Consider the following 20265-nt stretch of genomic DNA (forward strand, 5'->3'; position numbering starts at 1 on the left):
GGATGGGGTAAGCCCCGCATGAACATTGCACTGGCCACCCATGCCGACCTTCAATCCGGCTCCGGCATCGTCTGGGCCTATCGCTTCGACGAAGCGGGAAAGCCCAGCCTGATCCCGCGCGACGAACTCCCCGGCCTCGCCCCGCAAGCGGCCGGCTTCGTCTGGATCCATCTCGATCTCGTCCACACCCGCATAGCGGCCTGGCTCGCCGAGCAGCCCGCCTTGCCACTGCCGGCGCAGGCGATGCTCCTGTCGCATGACAACCATCAGCGCCTCGACCATTCGCCCGAGCTCGCCTGGGGCATCTCGCATGATCTGATCCGCGACATCGCCGACAAATCCGAGAGCGTCGGCGCGCTGCATTGGATCGTCGGTGAGCGCTTCCTGCTGACCGGCCGGCGCGGCGCCCTGCAGTCGATCCGCATGACGGTCGAGGCCATGGACCAGGGCGAGACCATCACCTCGCCCGTCTCCCTGTTCGAGCACATCATCGAATACATCATCGACGACGTGACCGACGCTGTGATCCGCCTCACCGACGAGATCGACAGCGTCGAGGACCATGTCCTGAGCGACCGCCTTCGCGACGGCCCGCAGCGGGTCGGCGCGGTGCGGCGCACCTCCGTGCGATTGCACCGGCAGCTCAACGGCCTGCATCTGCTGTTCCGCCGCTTCGCCGAGACCGGCTCGGGCCGCGCCGCACCGGAAACCGTGAAGGCCTGCGCCGGGCGCCTGCTGCAGCGGGTCGACACCTTGCATCACGACGTCCATTCCGTGCAGGAGCGCGCCCGCTTGCTGCAGGACGAGATCGCCGCCCGCTCGGCCAACCGGACGAACCAGCAGCTCTATGTGCTCTCGATCCTGACCGCTGTCTTCCTGCCCGCGACCTTCATCACCGGGCTCTTCGGCGTCAACGCCAAGGGCGTGCCCTGGGCCGATGATGCCGCGGGCTTCACCTATGTCACGCTGATGTGCTTGGCGGCAGCCTGGGCGGTGATGCTGTTCCTGAAGCGCCGCGGCATGATCGGCTGAGGCCCGTTCGCCTCAGCGCCCGCCCGCCACGCGCAGGATCACGCCCGTCGTATAGGCCGAGGCCTCCGAGAGCAGGAACAGGATCGATTCGGCGATCTCGTCGGGCGTCGCGACGCGCTTGAGCGGGATCGTCGGCGCGATGCGCGCGACGCGGCCGGGCTCGCCGGAGGACATCGCGTGGATATCGGTCTCCGTCATGCCCGGCGCGACCGCGTTGACCCGGATGCCGGCCGGAGCCAGTTCCTTGGCGAGCCCGATGGTGAGGGAGTCGATCGCGCCCTTGGAGGCGGCGTACCAGACGAATTCGCCGGGCGAGCCGAGCGTCACCGCCGCCGAGGAGATGTTGACGATCGCCCTGCCCTTCGCCTCGGCGTTGGCACTGAGCGCGCGGGCCGCCTCGCGCGCGACCAGGATCGCACCGGTGACGTTGATGTCGATGCAGGAGCGGATCACGGCGGTGTCGGCCTCGGCAAGCGAGCTCGCTTTGCCGGTGATACCGGCATTGTTGACGACATGGCTGAGCGGCCCCAGCGCCGCCTTGGCCTCGGCAAAGACGCGGATGATGTCGGTCGCGCTTGCCATGTCGCCCTGGAGCGCCACGGCCTTGGCCCCGGCGGCCTGGCAGGCCGCGACGACCCCGGCGGCGGCATCGGCGTTGCTTTGATAGTTCACCGCGACATCATAGCCGCGCTTGGCCGCCATGATCGCGGTCGCAGCGCCGATGCCACGGCTGCCGCCAGTGACGAGAAGGACGGGGCGGGTCATGGGCAGCTCCTTTTCAATGAAACGTCCTCAGCCCTCATCCTGAGGAGCGAGCCAGGGGCTCGCGTCTCGAAGGATGCTTCAGAGCGCACTGGAACATCCTTCGAGACGTGCGCCTGACGGCGCTCCTCAGGATGAGGGCTGCGGGAGGGGCAATAGAAACGAAAAGGGCGGCTCTTGCGAGCCGCCCTTCCACATACCGGACCGTCGTAAAACGATCAGCGCTTCGAGAACTGGAAGCTGCGGCGGGCCTTGGCCTTACCGAACTTCTTACGCTCGACGACACGCGAATCGCGGGTCAGGAAGCCTTCCTTCTTGAGCGGGCCGCGAAGCTCGGGCTCATAGAAGGTCAGGGCCTTGGAGATGCCGTGGCGCACCGCGCCGGCCTGGCCGGAGAGGCCGCCGCCCTTGACCGTGACGACGACGTCGTACTGGGTCAGGCGATCGACATGCTGCAGCGGCTGCTGCAGGACCATGCGCAGCACCGGGCGGGCGAAGTAGACCTCCTGGTCACGCGTGTTGACCGTGATCTTGCCCGAGCCGGGCTTGATCCAGACGCGGGCGATGGCGTTCTTGCGCTTGCCGGTGGCATAGGCGCGGCCCTGGGCGTCGATCTTCTTGACGTGGACGGGGGCGTCGGGCTGGGTCGACTTCGCGACCTGGCCAAGCTGCTCGAGAGACTGAAGAACCTCGGCCATGATCAGACCCTCGCATTCTTGCGGTTGAGCGCAGCGACGTCGAGCGTCTCCGGCGACTGGGCGGCGTGCGGATGCTCAGCGCCCTTGTAGACGCGCAGGTTGCCGAGGATCTGGCGGAAGAGCGGGCCGCGCGGGAGCATGCGCTCCACGGCCTTCTCGACGATACGCTCAGGGAAGCGGCCCTCAAGAATGAACTTGGCCGAACGCTCCTTGATGCCGCCGGCAAAGCCGGTGTGGTGGTAATAGACCTTCTGGTCGAGCTTGCGCCCGGTCAGAACCACCTTATCGGCATTGACGATCACGATATTGTCGCCGCAGTCGACATGCGGGGTGTAATTGGCCTTGTGCTTGCCGCGCAGGCGCATCGCCACGATGGTGGCGAGACGGCCGACGACCAGCCCGGAGGCATCGATCACAACCCACTTTTTTTCGACGTCGGCGGGCTTCAGCGACATGGTCTTCATCGCAGCACCCCTTCGGTTAGCTTGAAAAAAGGACAAGCCGCCGGGAACCCGGCGGCGATGTGAGGCGGTGGTTAAGGGGCCGCAACGGCGATGTCAAGGCAATCCATCGACACGACTGGCCAAGAAAACCCATATTTTCAAACGACATGCAGGAAAAGGTATCCAGATACCGCAAAAGATCGCAATCGGGCCCTGTTGCATCGCGCCGAGCTTTCGCAATCATGCGGCAGGAGGAACATCCATGAACAAGAAACCGCTTGCCTGTACCCTGCTCGCACTCGGCCTCACAGCCTCGCCCTTCGTTCTCGCCTCGCCGGCCTCGGCAGACGTCCACGTCATTAGTTCCGGCGGTTTCACCGCGGCCTACAAGGAACTCGTCGCCGGCTGCGAGGTGAAGATCGGCAAGAAAGTCATCAGCGCCTATGGCGCATCGATGGGGGCCGCGCCCGACGCCATTCCCAACCGGCTGGCGCGCGGCGAACCCGCCGACATCGTCATCCTGGCCAGCGACGCCTTCGACAAGCTGGTCAAGGACGGCAAGGGCATGCCCGGCAGTAGGGTCGATCTGGTGCGCTCGGCGATCGGCCTCTCCGTCAAGGCCGGCGCGCCCAAGCCCGATATCTCGACGGTCGAAGCGCTGAAGAAAACGCTGCTGGAGGCGAAGTCGATCGCCTATTCCGCCAGCGCCAGCGGAACCTATCTCTCCGAGGAGCTGTTCCCCAAGCTCGATCCCAGCGGCCAGGTCATGGCCAAGTCGAAGAAGATCTTCAGCGAACGCGTCGGCACGGTGGTGGTGCGCGGCGAGGCCGAGCTCGGCTTCCAGCAGGTCAGCGAGCTGGTCACGATCGACGGGCTGGATTTCGTCGGCACGCTGCCCGAGGAGGTCCAGCGCGTGACGATCTTCTCGGCGGGGCTGGCGGCCGGATCGAAGGAGCCGGAAGCGGCAAAGCAGCTGATCGCCTGCCTGGGTTCGCCGGAGGCCGCCCCGGTGATCAAGAAGACCGGGCTGGAGCCGCTGCCGCAGAAGTGAGCGGCCATGGCGATCCCTCTCCGTCATGCGCGCCCTTGTGGCCAGCATCTACGTCTTGAACGCCCGCCCGCAAGAAGACGCGGATGGTCGGGACAAACCCGACCATGACGGCCAAGATCAGCGCCCGGCGGGTTACGAAAGCCGTATCGAGCGCCGAATCCGCCTGCGCAACGGGCCCTTGACTTAGAGTGCGCTCGAACTTGTATCCAGATCAGCGTCACGACGAACAAGGCAAACCATGAAGATCGGGGACCTCGCGAGGCGCACGGGATTATCGACGCACACGATCCGCTATTACGAGCGGATCGGGTTGCTGCCCTACGCATCGCGCGCCTCCTCGCAGCAGCGCGAATACGATGCCTCCATCCTGGTCTGGATCGAGTTTCTCGGCCGTCTCAAGACGACCGGCATGCCGATCCGCGACAAGCTGCGTTATGCGCGTTTGCGCGAGCGCGGCCCGGAGACCGAGCAGGATCGCCGGATCCTGCTGGAGGAGCACCGGACCAAGGTCCGGACCCATATCGCCGAGCTTCAGGCCTGCCTTGCCGTCCTCGACACCAAAATCGCCGGCTATGCCGGCTCCGACATGGTGGAGAAGAATGATGATGCTGCAACAGAACGGCGCAAACGAGCGGTTCGATAGGGGCTTGCGCGCCCTCTCCGAGATTGACGGCCATGCCGGCGAGAACGTTGTCAATCAGCTCGCCGATATCGCTCCGGATTTCGCGCGCCACGTGATCGAGTTCCCCTTCGGCGACATCTATTCCCGCCCGGGTCTCGATCTCCGGAGCCGCGAGATTGCAACCATTGCGGCACTGACCGCACTCGGGAATGCCGCGCCGCAACTGAAGGTGCACATCGAGGCGTGCCTGAATGTCGGGGTCAGCCGAGAGGAGATCGTCGAGGTCCTGATGCAGATGGCCGTCTATGCTGGCTTTCCCGCCGCGGTGAACGGGCTCTTCGCCGCGAAGGAGGTCTTTGCGGCCAGAGGCGACGCCGGGATCGAATAAGTCCCCCTCGCATGGCAGACCATCTCACTCTCGCGCTGCCAGAATAGTGACGGGGAAGACCGGGCTGGAGCCGCGGCCGGTGAAACAGCCGGCCGATCAGATCAGGCCGTAGAGCCCTTGCACGACCAGGAGCGCGCCGCCGAACAGCACGACGGCGTCGAGGATCCAGGCATGGGCGGCGAGCGAGAGACCTGCGGTCAAGCGCCTGGCGAGAAAGGCGCCGGGGATGGCGCAGAGCCCGATCAGCCCTGCCATGATCCAGGAGGACAGCGGCAACGCGCCCTGCCAGAGGAAGACGGCCGATTTGACGACACCGACGGGCAGCGAGATCGCGGCATCGGTCGCGATCACCGCCATGCCGGAAAGCCCGGCCGACAGCAGCAGCGAGATCAGGAAGACGCCCGAGCCCGAGGTGCCCCCGACGAGCAGACCATAGCCGCCGCTGGCGAGAGCGAGCCCGGCATCGCTGAGATGGCCGCGCCGGCGCGCGAGCAGCCGCCGGGCCGGCACGAGCACGACCAGCACCGCCCCGATCAGCAGCATCGCGCCCGCGCCCGAAAGCAAGGTGTAGCCATAGGCGCCGAGCGCCGTCGTCGGCAGCGCGGCGACGCCGACCAGCGCCGCGCGCCTGAAATCGAGATGCTGGCGAAAGGCGATGAGGCGGCTGCCATTGGTGGCGAGCGCCGACAGGCCGATCACCGGCACGACGGCCTCGGCGCCGATGATCGGGATCAGCACCGGCGGCAGCAGGAGCCCGGTGCCGTAACCGGCGACGCCGCCGAGCACGGAGGCGAGGAAGGCGGTCAGCGCGACGAACGCGTATTGCAGCAGGGTGACATCCGCAGCCATGCCGCGGCTCTTAGCTAGGCCCGCGCCGGAATGGAATAGGTCCCCGTCGCATGGCAGACCATCTCGCTCTCGCCTTGCGAGAACAGCGAGACTTCGCCGACCGCCAGCCGCCTGCCGAGCTTGAGCAGCCTGGCCTCCGCGATCAGCGCCGCCTGCCCCGGCTTGCGCAGGAAATTGTAGTTGAGGCTCGTCGTCACCGCGAGCGCGACCGGGCCGATCTGGGCCAGGATCGCGGCATAGAGCGCCAGATCCGCCAATGCCATCATGGTCGGCCCCGAGATCGTACCGCCAGGGCGCAAATGGCGCTCATGATAGTCGCAGCGCATCCGCGCGCTCATCGGCCCGACATCCTCGATGAAATAGGTGCGCCCGCCATAATGGAGCTGCGGGAACACCTGGTCGAGAAAAGCCTCCAGTTCGGAGACGGTCATGCGCGTCGTCATGGTGCGGGAAACCGGAAGCGGATCGGACATCCCTCCCCTTGCAGCATGGCGGTCCCGCTCCGACAATAGGCGCGATCGCGAAAGGCTAAGCCATGAATGCCCATACCGGCCCCGAAGCCGCACTGGTGCTGCTACGCAGCGATGCGGACGGCGTCGCGACGCTGACGCTGAACCGCCCGCAATCGCGCAATCCGCTGAGCGAGGCGATGCTGGCGGCGCTGAGCCAGGCCTTCGCCACGATCGCAGGCGACCGCAGCGTGCGCGCCGTCGTGCTCAACGCCGCGGGACCGGTGTTCTGCGCCGGCCATGATCTGAAGGAGATGAGCGCGCATCGCACCGACCCGGATCGCGGCCGCGCCTATTTCACCGATATCCTCGGGCGCTGCTCGGCGATGATGCAGCAGATCACCGGCCTGCCCCAGCCGGTGATCGCCGCAATCGAAGGCACCGCGACCGCCGCCGGCTGCCAGCTCGTGGCGAGCTGCGATCTCGCGGTCGCGGGTGCGCAGGCGAGGTTCTGCACCCCGGGCGTCCATATCGGCCTGTTCTGCTCGACGCCGATGGTGGCGCTCTCGCGCAATCTCGCGGCCAAGCACGCGCTGGAGATGCTGCTGCTCGGCGAGATGGTGCCCGCATCCGAAGCCGCGCGGATGGGGCTGGTGAACCGCGTCGTCCCGGCGGGCGAGGCCCTGGCGGAGGCGCAGCGCCTTGCCGGCGTGATCGCCTCGAAATCCCCGGCCACCATCAAGATCGGCAAGCGCGCCTTCTACGAGCAGCGCGAGATGGGCTTGAGCGCTGCCTATGACCATGCCTCGGCGGTGATGGTCGAGAACATGCTCGCGCGCGACGCCGAGGAAGGCATTGGCGCCTTCATGGAGAAGCGCGCGCCCGTGTGGGAGTAAGGCATCGGGTCGAAAACCGGGACCAGGTTTTCATGACAGGGCCGATGCGGCATCGAAGCACTCCGCTCCTGGGCGGTTCCGCACGGTTCTACGCGCTGACAGGCTCCGTTTCCGGGCTATAACGCAGGCTAAGAGCGATCACAGCGCGCCAGCCAATCCGGGAGATCAGACCATGCTCGCCAACGCACCGCGCCCCTTTAATTTCGACCTCGGCGAGACCGCCGACGCGATCCGCGACACGGTCCATGCCTTCGCGCAGGAGAAGATCGCGCCGCGCGCCGAGGAGATCGACAAGACCAACACCTTCCCGCGCGATCTCTGGCCGCAGATGGGCGCGCTCGGCCTGCACGGCATCACGGTGAAGGAGGAGGATGGCGGCGCGGGGCTCGGCTATCTCGAGCATGTCGTGGCGATCGAGGAGGTTTCGCGCGCCTCGGCGTCCGTCGGCCTGAGCTACGGCGCTCATTCCAATCTCTGCATCAACCAGATCGCCCGCAACGGCAACGCGGCGCAAAAGGCGAAATACCTGCCAAAACTGATCTCCGGCGAGCATGTCGGCGCGCTCGCCATGTCCGAGCCGGGAGCAGGCTCCGACGTCGTCTCGATGAAGACGAAGGCGGTGAAGAAAGGCGACCGCTATGTGCTCACCGGCAACAAGATGTGGATCACCAACGGCCCGATCGCCGAGACACTGGTGGTCTACGCGAAGACCGATCCGGAAGCCGGCTCGCGCGGCATCTCGGCCTTCCTGATTGAGAAGGGCATGAAGGGTTTCTCGACCGCCCAGAAGCTCGACAAGCTCGGCATGCGCGGCTCCGACACCTGCGAGCTCGTCTTCGAGGAGTGCGAGGTTCCCGAAGAGAACGTGCTCGGCTCAGTCGGACGCGGCGTCAACGTGCTGATGTCGGGCCTCGATTATGAGCGCGTCGTGCTCTCGGCCGGGCCGCTCGGCATCATGCAGGCGGCGCTCGACGTGGTCATGCCCTATGTCCATGAGCGCAAGCAGTTCGGCCAGGCGATCGGCGAGTTCCAGCTCGTCCAGGGCAAGCTCGCCGACATGTATGTGATGATGAACGCCTGCAAGGCCTATGTGTATGCCGTCGCAAAAGCCTGCGACCGCGGCGAGACCACCCGCGAGGACGCCGCCGGCGCGATCCTGATCTCGGCCGAGAAGGCGACGCAGATCGCGCTCGACGCGATCCAGCTTCTGGGCGGCAACGGCTACATCAACGACTACCCGACCGGGCGACTGCTGCGCGACGCCAAGCTCTACGAGATCGGCGCGGGAACGAGCGAGATCCGGCGCATGCTGATCGGGCGGGAATTGTTCCAGAAGACGAAATGACGAAACCGCCGCGATGCGGCGAAGCATGGCGCGGGGAACCCTCTCCAATCCAAGTCGGATGTTTCCGACTTGGATCACAATGGATGCCAATCTCGGGCAAGCCCGAGATTGGTGGGAGAGGGCAGGGTGAGGGGTCGGCCCCTTCGCGGTGAGCCGGGAGGCTGGAACCGACCCTGAGTCCAAGCGTCAAACGGCCTACACCTCACCCTGCCCTCTCCTTACAGGAGAGGGTTCTATGTCGCGGTTCCGGAACCCTCCATGCCCCTCTACTTCGCCTATGGCGCCAATATGGACGTTGCCGCGATGGCGACGCGCTGCCCGCGCTCGAAGCCGCTGGGCTTAGCCCGCCTGCCGCGCCATCGCTTCATCGTCACCCGCGACGGCTACGCCTCGGTCATCCGCGACCCGCGCGAGGAGGTCCATGGCGTGCTCTGGGATTGTGCGCTCAGCGATATCCGCACCCTCGACAAGTTCGAGGACATCGCCAGCGGGCTCTATGTGAAGATCAACCAGCCGGTGATCGTGCCGGGTGGAGCCAAGCGCGCGCTGGTCTATATCGGGCGCTCCGGTGAGGTCGGGCGGCCCAAGCCAGGCTATCTCGAAGACGTCATCGCCAGCGCGAAACATTGGGCGTTGCCAGAGGCTTACCTCGCCGCGATGAATCGTTTCCTGAGCAGGCCGAATCTGGATGTGAAGACCTTGAATCAGGATCTGAAGGAAACCCTGCCACCCGGGCCGGTCGCCGGCGTGCGGCCGCGGGCGTTCGCGCCGAAATAGGATAGCCCTGTCATGCTCGGGCTTGACCCGAGCATCTCCCGACAAGGTGGCTCCCAGCGAAACGACCCCTCTCGTCATGCGATTCTCGGATCAGCGCGATGCGCAGCCCGAGAATGACGCAGACGTCACGGGCCGGCGTTTCGGGACGAACCCCGAGCAGAATGCCTGCCTGAAGCTGCCAGCCGGGTCGGCATCGTATTAGTCGTCACATGATCGATATATATGCCGCTACGTCATCGAATTTGAGAATACTAGCCAAGCTTTTCAGGGCACCGCCAACCCTTGACGCAGATGAGATTGTCGGAAAATTTAACGATCAGGCAGATCGCCTGATCGTGAATCGATGGATGAGCACGGAACTCTCCATCGATCATCCCTCTTCATCACGACATTATTCAGAATAATTTCAAGGAGGCGACAATGAGTGGAATCATTGGTTGGGCCATCGGCAAGATCAAATGGCTGCTGTTGATCGCAGCCGTCGGCGGCCCCGTAATCGCTTATATGAGCTGGGCCGATGGCGAACGCGTCAAACACGTCGCAGCCCAGGGCATCGAGACCCAGGCCTCGATTGAATCCGCGACCCGCACCAAGCGTCGCCGTGGCGGTACGAGCTATGCCGTCGATCTCGCCTGGAAGGATGCCAAGGGCGAGGAGCGCAAGGCCGAGAAGGTCGCAGTCTCGCTCGGCTTCGCCAACCAAATCATCCGGGCCGAGAAGATCGTGGCCGATACCGTCTGGATCAAGTACCTGCCGGACGAGCCTGGCAAGGATGCCGTCATCCTGCGCGATGACGCCGAGGCCCAGGCCAATACCGATCAGGAGCTGATCTATGTCGGCGCCGGGGCCGGCGTCGTCGGCATCATCGGCTCCGCCCTGTTCTTCCTGTCAGGCCGCCGCCGCAAGGACGAGCAGGTGGCCTGAGCTGGTCTCTCGCCTGCTGTCGTGCCGCTGTCCTGCAAAACAGCGGTACACAGCATCGTTCATGGCGGGTTGAACGCTTTTTGGGGGGAGCGCCGATGAAGCCCATCCATGCCGGAGCTATCTCGCTCTTCCTGGCCGTCGCGTCGGGCGAAGCGGCCCTCGCAGGCTCGCCGGAAACGCCGGCTCCGCCCCTCACCTGTGGCGGCGACGAACCCTATTGGCACCTGAAACTCGGGATCGATGGCAAAGCCCGGTTCTCCGATGGAGATGGTGAGACCTTCATCTCCGCCTTCACCATGCAGCCGAGCCGCAACACGACACTGATCGCGGGCGTGAACTTCGGACCGAAAGCCGACATCCACGCCGTCATCGGCCGCGAGACCTGCTCCGCGACCGCCAGCGACGAGGACAAGCCGCTGTCCATCTCGGTCTGGTACAAGGGCGACCTGCTGTCCGGCTGTTGCCAGCCGGACAGCTAGATGTGAGCTCTCAATAGGTTGTCCATCCGGTCCCGAGCGAGGAAGCTGAGGTTGCGCGGAGAAAACGCGCTGAAACAACGCTCCAGAGCAATTGAACGATCCAGCCGGATCGGAAATCGCTCTGGAGCATGTCCCCGTCCGGGGATGGAGCCGGCGGCATCACACCGCCAGACCCTTGGCCATCTCGCTGACCTGCTTCTCGAACAGCGCGCGATAAGCGCCATTCTCGCGCAGGAGCAGCGCCTCATGCGGGCCTTCCTCGACCACGCGGCCGCGATCGAAGACCAGGATGCGGTCCATCGCGCGCACGGTCGAGAGCCGGTGCGCGATGACGATGGTGGTGCGGCCTTCCATCAGCCGCTCCATCGCCTGCTGGATCAGCGCCTCCGATTCCGAATCGAGGCTCGAGGTCGCCTCGTCCAGGATCAGGATCGGCGCATCCGCCAGGAAGGCGCGCGCCAGCGCGACACGCTGGCGCTCGCCGCCCGAAAGCTTGACGCCGCGCTCGCCGACCAGCGTGGCGTAGCCCTTGGGCAGGCGCATGATGAACTCATGCGCGTTGGCGAGCTCCGCTGCCTGCTCGATCTGCGCCAGCGAGGCGCCGGGCCGGCCATAGGCGATGTTCTCGGCCAGCGAGCGGTGGAACAGCACCGGCTCCTGCTGCACGATCGCGATCTGCCCGCGCAGGGATGCTTGCGTCGCCGAGGCGATGTCGACGCCGTCGATCGCGATGCGGCCCTGCGTGACGTCGTAGAGCCGCTGCACCAGCTTGACGAAGGTCGTCTTGCCGGAGCCGGAGCGCCCGACGAGGCCGACCTTCTCGCCCGCACGGATCGTGAGCGAGAAATCGCGATAGAGCGGCTCGGCATGCCCCCCATAGTGGAAGGTCACGTTCTCGAAGGCGATCTCGCCCGCCGTCACCGCCATCTCGGCCGCGCCCTTGGCGTCGGGCACGCCATAGGGCTGGTCATGCATGGCGACGAGCTCCTCCATGTCGTTCACCGAACGCTGCAGGTTGTGGACGTGCTGGCCGACATCGCGCAGATAGCCGTGCACGACCGAATAGGAGGTCAGCACGAAAGCGATGTCGCCCGGGCTCGCCTGCCCGCTCGCCCAGAGCCAGATCGCCAGCCCCACCACCGAGCCGCGCATGACCAGCAGCACGAGTTGCTGCGTCGTGCCCGAGATCGTGCCGCGCACCCAGTTCCGCCGCGTGCGCAGCGACCACTTCGCCAGCACGCCGGTAAGGCGCGAATCCTCGCGCAATTCCGCGCCATAGGCCTTGACCACGGGATTGCACGAGATCGCGTCGGCCAGCGCGCCACCGATGCGCGTGTCCCAGCTATTGGCGAGCCTGGCCGCCGGCGCGACATAGTTCAGCGACAGCGCCACCGTGACGCCGACATAGACCAACGCGCCGGCCAGGACGACGAGGCCCATCACCGGCCAGTGCCAGCCCAGCAGCATCGTCGTGCCGACGAGCACGATCAGCGAAGGCAGGAGCGCGATCAGGACCGTATCGGTCAAGAGGTCGAGCGCCCACATGCCGCGCGTGATCTTGCGCACGGTCGAGCCGGCGAAGTTGTTGGCGTGCCAGTCGGTCGAGAAGCGCTGCAGCCGCGCGAAAGCCTCCTGCGCGACGTCGCTCATCGTCCGCAGCGTCATGCCGGTGATGCCGATGAAGCTGAAATGGCGGGCAAGCACCGTCACCGCGCCGAGCGCAATCATCATGACAAGCGCGTGCAAGGCAATGCCGAGCCCGGCCGTACGCTCGCCCGCCACCGCATCGACGAGGCGGCCGGCATAGAGCGGCATGAACAGATCGGCTGCGGTGGCGACCATGACGGTCGCGACGACGAAGGCGACGCGGCTCGGCGCGCGCGCCCAATGGCGAAAAGTGAAGCCGAGAACGGCCCGGAACGGCTCGGGCCGTCCGGTTTGAGTTTGACGGGACATCGATTCATTCGGCGCCGCTACGGCAGCCGACTCCAATTCAAGCGAAGCCCGGGCGCTGCCTCGGTCTTCTGAAAACGCGATGGGATTGCTGGCTCAGGCCGCCCTGGATCAGGCGGGCCGCGCGGTCGTCCGACTTAACGGGACGACGGCATTCGGGGAGCGGCGATGACGATGAAACTCATTCAGCCCTCCCTTTCTGAAGTTGGAGCCAGGATATGCACGATAAACGGGCAGGCGCGAATCGCGCAAGTCGCAATTTTCGCATGGGGCGCTTGCGGAAAGCGCCGGACAAGCTGGCCTCGGGCTTTGCCCGCCCCAAGCCTCACTCGTCCCTCACTCGCCAAGCCTCACTCGCCAAGCCTCACTTGCGACAGGAGAAGGGCAGGAAGGTGCTCGCCGTTCCCGCATTCATCGCCAGGATGACCATGATGTTCGCGAGCTCGAGCTCCTCAGCGGATTTCGGGCAGACATTGGCTTGCGCCATGCAGCCCGATGCGAGGAAAGCGTCGTGGTTGTCGAGGAACTCCGGCCCCAGGCCCTGCGTGCCCCGGCGCGCCAAGGCCTCCGACCAGGCCTTCTTGTAACGGGCGCATTTCACCTCGGACCAGCTTTGTGGCTGGCTGTCCTGCGCGAAGGCAAGCGTGGCCCCGCTCCCGATCGAAGCGGCCAGCAGGGCTAGGATCAACTTGGTCCGACGAAACATCTCACTCTCGGTTCATGCGGCGCAGGCGCGGTAGAGCGCACCTCACTTCCAGAATAATGCCAGCAATCGCACCGCGATCACCAGCACGAAGGCCAGGATGATCGTTCCCACCACGCGATGGCGATTCTCGCGGTCGGGGAATTGCCGCGCCAGGATGCGCCCCAACGGCTTGCGGAACAGGAAGGCGACGACGAGGAAGACGATCAGGATATGGGACAAGTCAGCAGCTCAGTTCTTGCCACCGGGCTCTTTCGGCTCAGCAGCGTCGAAGGGCGCGCCGGCCTTCTTCCAGGCGCCGAAACCGCCGGCGATATGGGCGACCGGCTTCAGCCCCATCTCCTGCGCGGCAAGCGCCGCCAGCGCCGAACGCCAGCCGCCGGCGCAGAAGAAGACGAAGCGCTTGTCCTGGCTGAAGACCGGCTTGGCGTAGGGGCTCTCGGGATCGATCCAGAATTCCAGCATGCCGCGCGGGCAATGGAAGGCCTCGGGCATGCGGCCTTCCCGCTCCAGTTCACGCGGATCGCGCAGATCGACGAAGACGACGTCGTCGCGGCCATGCAGCGCCCTGGCCTGCTCGACCGAGAGCGTTTCCACAGCTGCCTCGGCCTCAGCCAGCAACGCCTTGTAGCCCTTGGTGATGATCTGCGGCATGGCAGGCCTCCGTTGTCGCGGCACCGTGTCGGCTCGGGACGTCGCGGTCAATCGTCCTGCCTTGCGCCCTGCCCTGCGAGCGCGATCTTGGCAAGCCGGCCCGCACCGAGCAGTGTGGGAGTCTTGAGTATTTTCGAGCGAAGTGGACATCGGTTCGCGTGAAGAAAATGCGATAAAACAAGGAGCTAGAGCGTTTCGGCGATTCGGAGAAACGCGGAGATGCTCCAGGAGATGGAATGATCGGATTCGGCACCTTCGACATCGTCGGCTTCGCCTTCTTCGTGGCATCGTGGATCGGCTATCACTTCGCGGTGGAGCTCGGCCCGCACGCGGCGAAGAGCCTGAACATGCGGATGAACCTGCGCCGCGCGCGCTGGGTGCGCGAAGCCATGGGCCGCGACAACCGCATCGTCGACACGCAAGTGATGAACGGGCTGCAGAACGGCACCGCCTTCTTCGCCTCGACTTCGCTGATCGCGATCGGCGGCTCGCTCTCCCTGCTGCAATCGACCGACCGCGTCGTTGCCCTCTTCGCCGACCTGCCCTTCGGCACGCCGACCACCCGCGCGGCCTGGGAAATGAAGGTGATCGGGCTCGCGGTGATCTTCGGCTACGCCTTCTTCAAATTCGCCTGGGCCTACCGGCTGTTCAACTACTGCGTCATTCTGATCGGCGCCCTGCCCCCGGCTAAGAGTCATGACGAGCGCGACGCCGCCCGCGCCGTTCATGAGATGACCGAGATGAATATCGCTGCGGGCCGGCACTTCAACCGCGGCCAGCGCGCCTTCTTCTTCGCGCTCGCCTATATGGGCTGGTTCCTCGGACCCTTGACCTTCATGGTCTTCACCGCCGCGGTCCTGATCGCAATGTATCGCCGCCAATTCGCCTCGGACGCCGCCCGCGTCTTCAGCTATGCCAACGCCCTGATCGACCAGGCCGCAGCGCGCAAGGCTAATGATGACTGACCCGCTGGACGCCCTCGAAGCAGCAATGCTGCGCCTCGTCACTGAGCGTGGTCCTGGCGGCACGATCAGCCCGACCGACGCTGCCCGCGCCGTCGGCGGCGATCACCCCGATGGCTGGGGGCCATTGATGCAGCCGGCGCGCAAGATCGCGGTCAGGTTGATGAAGGAAGGCCGCCTCGTCATCACGCGGAAGGGCAAGCCGGTGGATCCCGACGATTTTCGCGGCGTCTACAGGCTTTCGCTACCGAAAGGCGAGTAGCGAATGGCGAACAGGAGGCGGATTTCTTATCCACTCGCCATTCGCTACGCCCCATTCGCCTGTCACGGCCCCGGAAACAGCGCCTCGGTATACCCCGCCAGCCAGTAGGCCAGCAGCCCGACCCATTCCTTGAAGCCGTCATCGGCGATGCTCAGGCCGCGCGGCGCCCGGCCATAGGGCCTGATGAAATCGGCCGGCTCGTTCTCCGACCAGTAGTCGACCGGGAAGGCCTCGACCGTAAAGCCCGCCTTGCGGAACACGCCCATGGCGCGCGGCATGTGCCAGGCCGAGGTCACCAGCAGCCAGCGCTCGCCAGGCTTCGGCTCGACCAGCCGGCGGGTGAAGACGGCGTTCTCGCGCGTATTGCGCGACCTGTCCTCCAGCACGAGCCGCTCCGGTGGCAGGCCGAGCCCCTCGAACAGCAAGCGCGCGCCATCGGCTTCGGTCTCGGTGACCGGCGTGACCAGATTGGCGGCGCCACCGGTGAAGACGATCTTCGCCTCGGGATGAAGCCGCGCGAGCTCGACCGCCTTGGTCATGCGTGCGGCAGCGGAGGTCAGCACCACATCGCCGCGCGCAACCCCGATGGCACCGCCCAGCACGACGATGCCGGCAACCGGCCCTTTCGCGGCGTCCTGCTGTGGAAAGCGGTTCTCGAGCGGCCGGATGACGATGCGCGGCAGCGGGCTGAATGCCATCAAGGACAGGGCGAGCAAGGCGAGAACGCCGAGCCCGCGCCCGAACCGGGCAAAGCGCGTGAAGGCCAGCAGCGCGGCAAGCCCGGCCAGCAGGATCGCCAGATTCACCGGCGAGAAGACGAACCAGACGAGCTTGGAGAGAGTGAAGAACATCGACGGCCCCCGGCGCAACTCAGCCGAATATAGAGCCTTCATGCTGACGGCTTGCTAACGCGGAGCGTCCGCCGCCTTAGCGGATGATACGCGGCGGCGCTTGCGGCTGTCGCGGCGGGGCCTGTGGTAGCGACCATTCGAGTTCGATCGCGCGGTTGGCGACCTCGCGCAATTCGCAGCCCGCCTGCCGGCCGAGCTGCCAGCCTTCCCGCTGCGTCGTTCCGTAGAAGGCACATTTCTGCGCGACGAAACTCTCCCAGGCGACCTGCAGGGCGACGACCCGGTTGCGCTGTCCTGCGTCGAGCGAACGCCCCTTCAAGCGCAGCGCCAGCAGCAGCCGCTCGCGCCAGACCGCCTCCTCCCGGCGTGCGCAGCCGGGTTCGGCCGCGCGCTGATCGACGCCGACGGCACGCACGCAAGCGACCGCGATCATGCCGATGCAGGACGGCGCGGCGATGCGGCCCTCGCGCAGACAGGTCGCCAATTGCGCCCGGTCGCTCGGGAGCACCGCGCTGCCCGGCGGCGGCGATGGAGCCTGCGCCCAGAGCGGCGTGGCGCTGGCCATCAACAGCAGGAGAGGGAGCGCCTTCAACGGGATCATCGGTTCATCATCCGCGCCGAGGCGGCCAGATCAAGGCCGCTAGAGCATTTTCGAGCGAAGTGGACACCGGTTCGCGTGAAGACAATGCGATAAAACAAGGAGCTGGAGCAGGATGCGAAAAAGTGGGAAACGGTTTTCGCATTGATCCTGCTCTAACTCCTTGAAGAGAGACGGTTTCAGATTTCAGATGGGATCACTTCGTGATTCCATCTGAAATCATCCGGCTCCAGGCGTCATCTCACGAAATCGGCAACGGCAAGGCCGGCTTGGCGGCCGGGCGCGCGAAGAGGGTCTCGTACCAGCGCTGCAGATGCGGCCGCGCCGCACGCTCGACCGGCATGTTCAGCCAGCGATGCGCGCCGCAACCGACCGTGATGTCGGCCATGCCGAAACGCTCGCCCGCGAGAAAGCTCCGCGTCGCCAGATGCGCCTCCAGGATATCCATCTTGGCCTCGGTCTTGGCGATGGAGGCTGCGATCACGTCGGGGCCGGTATGCCCAGGCATTTTCCGCACCACCCCCCAGAAGGCCGGCGTCATCGAGGGCTGCAATTCGGAGATCATCCAATCCATCCAGCGATCGGCCTCCGTGCGCAGCGCCGGATCCTCCTCCCAGATCCAGCCGGCGCCATAGCGCGCCGCCAGATAGCGCACGATGCTGTTGGATTCCCAGATGCAGACATCGCCGTCTTCCAGCACGGGAATCTGGGCGTTGGGGTTCTTGGCGAGAAAACTCGGCTCGCGCGTACCGCCGAATGCGCCGCCGAGGTCGATGCGCTCGAAGGTTTGACCAACCTCGCCTGCAGCCCAGACCACCTTCTGCACATTGATGGAGCTGATGCGCCCCCAGATCGTCAGCATGACTACCAGCCCTGTTCTCTCGTCTTGCCGGCCGACTTTCGGGCCAGCGTCCGCAATTGGCAAGGAAGAGGCGAAAGCCCGCCCCTGCCCTCAGGCGAATTCCATGATGACCGCATCGACCGCGAGTGAATCGCCCTCCTTCGCCAGGATCTTGGCGATGGTGACGTCCTTCTCCGCGCGCAGCACGTTCTCCATCTTCATGGCTTCGACCATGCAGAGCGCCTCGCCCGCCTTGACCTCCTGGCCGACCGTGACGGAGACCGCCTTGACCAGCCCCGGCATCGGGCAGAGCAGGAACTTGCCGGTGTCGGCCGCGACCTTCTCCGGCATAAGCGCCGCGAGCTCGGCCTCGCGCACCGTATAGACATGGGCGTTCGCATAAGCGCCGGCATGGCCGAGCGCGACGCCGTTGAGGATCGCCCTCACCTGCGCCGCCACGCTCACCCCGTCGAGCGTGCCGCGCCAGACCGGCTCGCCCGGTCGCCAATCGCTGACGACCGTGATGCTGCGCCCGCCGAAGGCGATGACGACCGCGCCGGCCTGCTCCGAGACCTCGCCCTCGAAGCGCTCGGCTCCGAGCTGGACGATGCGCGTGCGGTCGAAGGAGACTTTGCGCCAGCCTTCCATCTGCGCCGAGACATTGCGCTTGCGCTGGTTCAGGCGATGGTCGCAGGCGATCGCGATCGCCGCCATCCGCAGCGCAACCTCGCCCTTGGGCTGCGGCAGCGCGAAACCGTCCGGGAACTCCTCTGCGATGAAGCCGGTCGAGAGATTGCCCGCGATCCAGCGCGGGTGGTGCATCAAGGCCGAGACGAAGGGGATGTTGTGGCGGATGCCGTCGATGGCGAAGGCGTCGAGCGCGCGGCCTTGCGCCTCGATCGCAGCCAGCCGCGTCGGCGCATGGGTGACGAGCTTGGCGATCATCGGGTCGTAATAGATCGAGATCTCGCCGCCCTCGAAGACGCCGGTATCGTTGCGCACTATGGCATCGCCATCCTGCCCTTCCGCCGGCGGGCGATAGGTCACGAGCCGGCCGGTCGAAGGCAGGAAGTTGCGGGTCGGATCCTCGGCATAGACCCTGGATTCCACTGCCCAGCCGTTCAGCTTCACCTGGTCTTGAGTCAGGCGCAGCTTCTCGCCGAAGGCGACGCGGATCATCTCCTCGACGAGATCGACGCCGGTGATCATCTCGGTGACGGGATGCTCGACCTGGAGGCGCGTATTCATTTCGAGGAAGTAGAACGATTTGTCCTGGCCTGCGACGAACTCGACCGTGCCGGCGGAATCGTAGTTCACCGCCTTGGCCAGCGCGACCGCCTGCTCGCCCATCTTGCGGCGCGTCGCCTCGTCGAGCAGCGGCGACGGCGCCTCCTCGACGACCTTCTGGTTGCGGCGCTGGATCGAGCATTCGCGCTCGCCGAGGTAGATGACGTTGCCGTGCTTGTCGCCAAGCACCTGGATTTCGATATGGCGGGGATCGACGATGAATTTCTCGACGAAGACGCGGTCGTCGCCGAAGGAGGATGCAGCCTCGGATTTGGCGCGGGCGAAGCCTTCCGCCACCTCACCGGCGGAATAGGCGATGCGCATGCCCTTGCCGCCGCCGCCAGCCGAGGCCTTGATCATGACGGGATAGCCGATCTCGTCAGCGATCGTCACCGCGTGCGCCGGATCCTCGATGATGCCGAGATGGCCCGGGACGGTCGAGACCTTGGCGGCGGCCGCGGCCTTCTTCGATTCGATCTTGTCGCCCATCGCGGCGATGGCGCCGGGATTGGGGCCGATGAAGACGATGCCGTTATCCTTCAGCGCCTGGGCGAAAGCCTCGCGCTCGGAGAGGAAACCGTAGCCGGGATGGACGGCCTGCGCGCCGGTCGCCTTGCAGGCGGCGACGATCTTGTCGATCAGAAGATAGGATTGGGCGGCAGCGGCCGGGCCGATATGCACGGCCTCGTCGGCCATCTCGACATGGAGCGCATCACGATCGGCATCGGAATAGACCGCGACCGTCTTGATGCCCATGCGGCGGGCCGTCTTGATGACACGGCAGGCGATCTCGCCACGGTTCGCGATCAGGATCTTCGTGAACATCGATGGCGTCTCCCGGCCGTCTCACCAAATCATTGGCCGCCGGGGTTTAGTGAACGCCGCAGCCGGCGTCCATTGATGCAAAAGTTCAGCCGCTGGCAAGCGGTTGTGCGCAGATGGGCTCAGCTCGCCAGCAGCATACGCTCGGCGCCGAGGCCGCGAAGCTTCTCCGAGCCCTTGCGCAGCGCAAAGCCGATCAGGGCCTCGTCGCAGCGTTCTGCCTCGCGCACGATCTCGAAAGCGATGCGCTGGGCCGTGGCGCTCGGCCCGTCTCCGGCGCTCAGCGTCGTCACCAGCCAATGCGCCTTGTCGCGGTCGATGATCCCCGTCGGGCGGCTTTCCCAGACGGCGTAGTCGACGGTGAGCGTGACCAGGTAATCGGCGAAAGCCGCACAAGCCTCAGGCACCGCCCGATCGAGCGCGACCAGCACATCGATGATATCGCGTGTCATCACGACATCAGCCAAGATCTCACGCTGAAGCATCTTGACGTCTTCATCGTCGATCACGTGATTATCCATCACGCGATCGACGAATTCACGAAGCTCATGACCAATCATTGTTCAATCCTCGTCCGGCTTTGTTTTATGCCGGTATGTTCCTGTTGCAGGAACACC

24 protein-coding genes and 1 pseudogene are annotated in these 20265 nt (G+C 65.5%); 11 read left to right on the top strand and 14 right to left on the bottom strand.

The window, feature by feature from the left end; all coding sequences use genetic code 11:
• The first annotated feature begins 18 nt into the window (after positions 1-18).
• Complete coding sequence (locus J2Y55_RS08295; protein WP_310150473.1) at positions 19-1032, top strand: CorA family divalent cation transporter; 1014 nt, start codon at positions 19-21, stop codon at positions 1030-1032.
• Positions 1033-1044: 12 nt separating this feature from the next.
• Here the strand turns inward: J2Y55_RS08295 and J2Y55_RS08300 are convergent, their stop codons facing one another.
• From J2Y55_RS08300 to rplM, 3 genes are all read right to left on the bottom strand, one after another.
• Complete coding sequence (locus J2Y55_RS08300) at positions 1045-1797, bottom strand: SDR family oxidoreductase (RefSeq protein WP_310150475.1); 753 nt, start codon at positions 1795-1797, stop codon at positions 1045-1047.
• Between the two features lie 215 nt (positions 1798-2012).
• Positions 2013-2492, bottom strand: coding sequence for a 30S ribosomal protein S9 (gene rpsI / locus J2Y55_RS08305; protein ID WP_069692103.1), 480 nt, complete (start codon positions 2490-2492; stop codon positions 2013-2015).
• A 2-nt stretch (positions 2493-2494) separates the two neighbouring features.
• Positions 2495-2956 carry a 50S ribosomal protein L13 gene (gene rplM, locus J2Y55_RS08310; RefSeq protein ID WP_092177746.1) on the bottom strand — a complete coding sequence of 154 codons (462 nt, stop codon included), beginning with the start codon at positions 2954-2956 and terminating at the stop codon, positions 2495-2497.
• A gap of 241 nt (positions 2957-3197) precedes the next feature.
• Here rplM and J2Y55_RS08315 point away from each other — a divergent pair, with 241 nt between their 5' ends.
• From J2Y55_RS08315 to J2Y55_RS08325, 3 genes are all read left to right on the top strand, one after another.
• A complete protein-coding gene (locus tag J2Y55_RS08315) occupies positions 3198-3986 on the top strand; it encodes a substrate-binding domain-containing protein (RefSeq protein ID WP_310150481.1) in 789 nt (262 codons plus the stop codon).
• Positions 3987-4224: 238 nt separating this feature from the next.
• On the top strand, positions 4225-4629 hold the full coding sequence (locus J2Y55_RS08320) for a MerR family transcriptional regulator (RefSeq protein WP_310150483.1): 405 nt from the start codon (positions 4225-4227) through the stop codon (positions 4627-4629).
• Entirely contained in the window at positions 4589-4996 is a 408-nt protein-coding gene (locus J2Y55_RS08325; RefSeq protein WP_310150486.1) for a carboxymuconolactone decarboxylase family protein, read from the top strand. The genes J2Y55_RS08320 and J2Y55_RS08325 overlap by 41 nt, the downstream gene beginning before the upstream one ends.
• Positions 4997-5092: 96 nt before the next feature.
• Here the strand turns inward: J2Y55_RS08325 and J2Y55_RS08330 are convergent, their stop codons facing one another.
• On the bottom strand, positions 5093-5845 hold the full coding sequence (locus tag J2Y55_RS08330; RefSeq protein ID WP_310150489.1) for a sulfite exporter TauE/SafE family protein: 753 nt from the start codon (positions 5843-5845) through the stop codon (positions 5093-5095).
• 14 nt (positions 5846-5859) lie between these two features.
• Positions 5860-6318, bottom strand: a complete 459-nt coding sequence (locus tag J2Y55_RS08335) for a PaaI family thioesterase (protein ID WP_404978854.1) — start codon at positions 6316-6318, stop codon at positions 5860-5862.
• A 62-nt stretch (positions 6319-6380) separates the two neighbouring features.
• Here J2Y55_RS08335 and J2Y55_RS08340 point away from each other — a divergent pair, with 62 nt between their 5' ends.
• From J2Y55_RS08340 to J2Y55_RS08360, 5 genes and pseudogenes are all read left to right on the top strand, one after another.
• Positions 6381-7190, top strand: coding sequence for an enoyl-CoA hydratase (locus J2Y55_RS08340; protein ID WP_310150492.1), 810 nt, complete (start codon positions 6381-6383; stop codon positions 7188-7190).
• 172 nt (positions 7191-7362) lie between these two features.
• Positions 7363-8535 carry an isovaleryl-CoA dehydrogenase gene (locus J2Y55_RS08345; RefSeq protein ID WP_092177752.1) on the top strand — a complete coding sequence of 391 codons (1173 nt, stop codon included), beginning with the start codon at positions 7363-7365 and terminating at the stop codon, positions 8533-8535.
• Positions 8536-8793: 258 nt separating this feature from the next.
• Positions 8794-9186, top strand: a pseudogene (locus J2Y55_RS08350) (gamma-glutamylcyclotransferase family protein); the annotation flags it as partial.
• Between the two features lie 546 nt (positions 9187-9732).
• The gene (locus J2Y55_RS08355; protein WP_310150497.1) at positions 9733-10236 is read left to right on the top strand and encodes a DUF3592 domain-containing protein; all 504 of its coding nucleotides are present in this window, start codon (positions 9733-9735) and stop codon (positions 10234-10236) included.
• Between the two features lie 95 nt (positions 10237-10331).
• The gene (locus J2Y55_RS08360) at positions 10332-10715 is read left to right on the top strand and encodes a hypothetical protein (RefSeq protein ID WP_310150500.1); all 384 of its coding nucleotides are present in this window, start codon (positions 10332-10334) and stop codon (positions 10713-10715) included.
• 159 nt (positions 10716-10874) lie between these two features.
• Here J2Y55_RS08360 and J2Y55_RS08365 read toward each other — a convergent pair whose 3' ends face one another.
• The 4 genes from J2Y55_RS08365 to J2Y55_RS08380 form a co-directional block, all read right to left on the bottom strand.
• Positions 10875-12671 (bottom strand): ABC transporter ATP-binding protein, encoded by a 1797-nt coding sequence (locus J2Y55_RS08365; RefSeq protein WP_310150503.1) that lies wholly within the window; start codon positions 12669-12671, stop codon positions 10875-10877.
• A gap of 361 nt (positions 12672-13032) precedes the next feature.
• Positions 13033-13374 carry a hypothetical protein gene (locus J2Y55_RS08370; RefSeq protein WP_310150506.1) on the bottom strand — a complete coding sequence of 114 codons (342 nt, stop codon included), beginning with the start codon at positions 13372-13374 and terminating at the stop codon, positions 13033-13035.
• Positions 13375-13416: 42 nt separating this feature from the next.
• Complete coding sequence (locus J2Y55_RS08375) at positions 13417-13593, bottom strand: hypothetical protein (RefSeq protein WP_310150508.1); 177 nt, start codon at positions 13591-13593, stop codon at positions 13417-13419.
• A gap of 9 nt (positions 13594-13602) precedes the next feature.
• Positions 13603-14025 carry a rhodanese-like domain-containing protein gene (locus J2Y55_RS08380; protein ID WP_310150512.1) on the bottom strand — a complete coding sequence of 141 codons (423 nt, stop codon included), beginning with the start codon at positions 14023-14025 and terminating at the stop codon, positions 13603-13605.
• Between the two features lie 236 nt (positions 14026-14261).
• Between J2Y55_RS08380 and J2Y55_RS08385 the strand changes: the two genes are divergently transcribed.
• Positions 14262-14990 carry a DUF599 domain-containing protein gene (locus J2Y55_RS08385; protein ID WP_310150515.1) on the top strand — a complete coding sequence of 243 codons (729 nt, stop codon included), beginning with the start codon at positions 14262-14264 and terminating at the stop codon, positions 14988-14990.
• The gene (locus tag J2Y55_RS08390) at positions 14983-15249 is read left to right on the top strand and encodes a DUF3253 domain-containing protein (RefSeq protein WP_310150517.1); all 267 of its coding nucleotides are present in this window, start codon (positions 14983-14985) and stop codon (positions 15247-15249) included. Before J2Y55_RS08385 ends, J2Y55_RS08390 begins: the two co-directional genes overlap by 8 nt.
• Positions 15250-15311: 62 nt before the next feature.
• Here J2Y55_RS08390 and J2Y55_RS08395 read toward each other — a convergent pair whose 3' ends face one another.
• The 5 genes from J2Y55_RS08395 to J2Y55_RS08415 form a co-directional block, all read right to left on the bottom strand.
• Positions 15312-16100 (bottom strand): YdcF family protein, encoded by a 789-nt coding sequence (locus J2Y55_RS08395; RefSeq protein WP_310150521.1) that lies wholly within the window; start codon positions 16098-16100, stop codon positions 15312-15314.
• 76 nt (positions 16101-16176) lie between these two features.
• Positions 16177-16701: a hypothetical protein gene (locus J2Y55_RS08400; RefSeq protein WP_310150525.1), complete on the bottom strand. Its 525-nt coding sequence runs from the start codon at positions 16699-16701 to the stop codon at positions 16177-16179.
• A 238-nt stretch (positions 16702-16939) separates the two neighbouring features.
• On the bottom strand, positions 16940-17560 hold the full coding sequence (locus J2Y55_RS08405) for a glutathione S-transferase family protein (RefSeq protein ID WP_310150528.1): 621 nt from the start codon (positions 17558-17560) through the stop codon (positions 16940-16942).
• A 90-nt stretch (positions 17561-17650) separates the two neighbouring features.
• On the bottom strand, positions 17651-19651 hold the full coding sequence (locus tag J2Y55_RS08410) for an acetyl-CoA carboxylase biotin carboxylase subunit (RefSeq protein WP_310150531.1): 2001 nt from the start codon (positions 19649-19651) through the stop codon (positions 17651-17653).
• Between the two features lie 119 nt (positions 19652-19770).
• Positions 19771-20157, bottom strand: coding sequence for a hypothetical protein (locus J2Y55_RS08415; protein ID WP_139221373.1), 387 nt, complete (start codon positions 20155-20157; stop codon positions 19771-19773).
• Positions 20158-20265 lie beyond the last annotated feature (108 nt).

The organism is Allobosea sp. BE125 (assembly GCF_031456075.1).
Taxonomy (GTDB): domain Bacteria; phylum Pseudomonadota; class Alphaproteobacteria; order Rhizobiales; family Beijerinckiaceae; genus Allobosea.

What these genes read in the sequence shown, in the direction of transcription:
- J2Y55_RS08340 (WP_310150492.1), top strand. Translation starts at nt 6,381, where the DNA reads ATGAATGCCCATACCGGCCCCGAAGCCGCACTGGTGCTGCTACGCAGC.
- J2Y55_RS08335 (WP_404978854.1), bottom strand. Translation starts at nt 6,318, where the DNA reads ATGTCCGATCCGCTTCCGGTTTCCCGCACCATGACGACGCGCATGACC.
- J2Y55_RS08355 (WP_310150497.1), top strand. Translation starts at nt 9,733, where the DNA reads ATGAGTGGAATCATTGGTTGGGCCATCGGCAAGATCAAATGGCTGCTG.
- J2Y55_RS08395 (WP_310150521.1), bottom strand. Translation starts at nt 16,100, where the DNA reads ATGTTCTTCACTCTCTCCAAGCTCGTCTGGTTCGTCTTCTCGCCGGTG.
- J2Y55_RS08345 (WP_092177752.1), top strand. Translation starts at nt 7,363, where the DNA reads ATGCTCGCCAACGCACCGCGCCCCTTTAATTTCGACCTCGGCGAGACC.
- J2Y55_RS08410 (WP_310150531.1), bottom strand. Translation starts at nt 19,651, where the DNA reads ATGTTCACGAAGATCCTGATCGCGAACCGTGGCGAGATCGCCTGCCGT.
- J2Y55_RS08315 (WP_310150481.1), top strand. Translation starts at nt 3,198, where the DNA reads ATGAACAAGAAACCGCTTGCCTGTACCCTGCTCGCACTCGGCCTCACA.
- rpsI (WP_069692103.1), bottom strand. Translation starts at nt 2,492, where the DNA reads ATGGCCGAGGTTCTTCAGTCTCTCGAGCAGCTTGGCCAGGTCGCGAAG.
- J2Y55_RS08370 (WP_310150506.1), bottom strand. Translation starts at nt 13,374, where the DNA reads ATGTTTCGTCGGACCAAGTTGATCCTAGCCCTGCTGGCCGCTTCGATC.
- J2Y55_RS08295 (WP_310150473.1), top strand. Translation starts at nt 19, where the DNA reads ATGAACATTGCACTGGCCACCCATGCCGACCTTCAATCCGGCTCCGGC.
- rplM (WP_092177746.1), bottom strand. Translation starts at nt 2,956, where the DNA reads ATGAAGACCATGTCGCTGAAGCCCGCCGACGTCGAAAAAAAGTGGGTT.
- J2Y55_RS08300 (WP_310150475.1), bottom strand. Translation starts at nt 1,797, where the DNA reads ATGACCCGCCCCGTCCTTCTCGTCACTGGCGGCAGCCGTGGCATCGGC.
- J2Y55_RS08360 (WP_310150500.1), top strand. Translation starts at nt 10,332, where the DNA reads ATGAAGCCCATCCATGCCGGAGCTATCTCGCTCTTCCTGGCCGTCGCG.
- J2Y55_RS08330 (WP_310150489.1), bottom strand. Translation starts at nt 5,845, where the DNA reads ATGGCTGCGGATGTCACCCTGCTGCAATACGCGTTCGTCGCGCTGACC.
- J2Y55_RS08390 (WP_310150517.1), top strand. Translation starts at nt 14,983, where the DNA reads ATGACTGACCCGCTGGACGCCCTCGAAGCAGCAATGCTGCGCCTCGTC.
- J2Y55_RS08405 (WP_310150528.1), bottom strand. Translation starts at nt 17,560, where the DNA reads ATGCTGACGATCTGGGGGCGCATCAGCTCCATCAATGTGCAGAAGGTG.
- J2Y55_RS08325 (WP_310150486.1), top strand. Translation starts at nt 4,589, where the DNA reads ATGATGCTGCAACAGAACGGCGCAAACGAGCGGTTCGATAGGGGCTTG.
- J2Y55_RS08380 (WP_310150512.1), bottom strand. Translation starts at nt 14,025, where the DNA reads ATGCCGCAGATCATCACCAAGGGCTACAAGGCGTTGCTGGCTGAGGCC.
- J2Y55_RS08385 (WP_310150515.1), top strand. Translation starts at nt 14,262, where the DNA reads ATGATCGGATTCGGCACCTTCGACATCGTCGGCTTCGCCTTCTTCGTG.
- J2Y55_RS08320 (WP_310150483.1), top strand. Translation starts at nt 4,225, where the DNA reads ATGAAGATCGGGGACCTCGCGAGGCGCACGGGATTATCGACGCACACG.
- J2Y55_RS08365 (WP_310150503.1), bottom strand. Translation starts at nt 12,671, where the DNA reads ATGTCCCGTCAAACTCAAACCGGACGGCCCGAGCCGTTCCGGGCCGTT.
- J2Y55_RS08400 (WP_310150525.1), bottom strand. Translation starts at nt 16,701, where the DNA reads ATGATCCCGTTGAAGGCGCTCCCTCTCCTGCTGTTGATGGCCAGCGCC.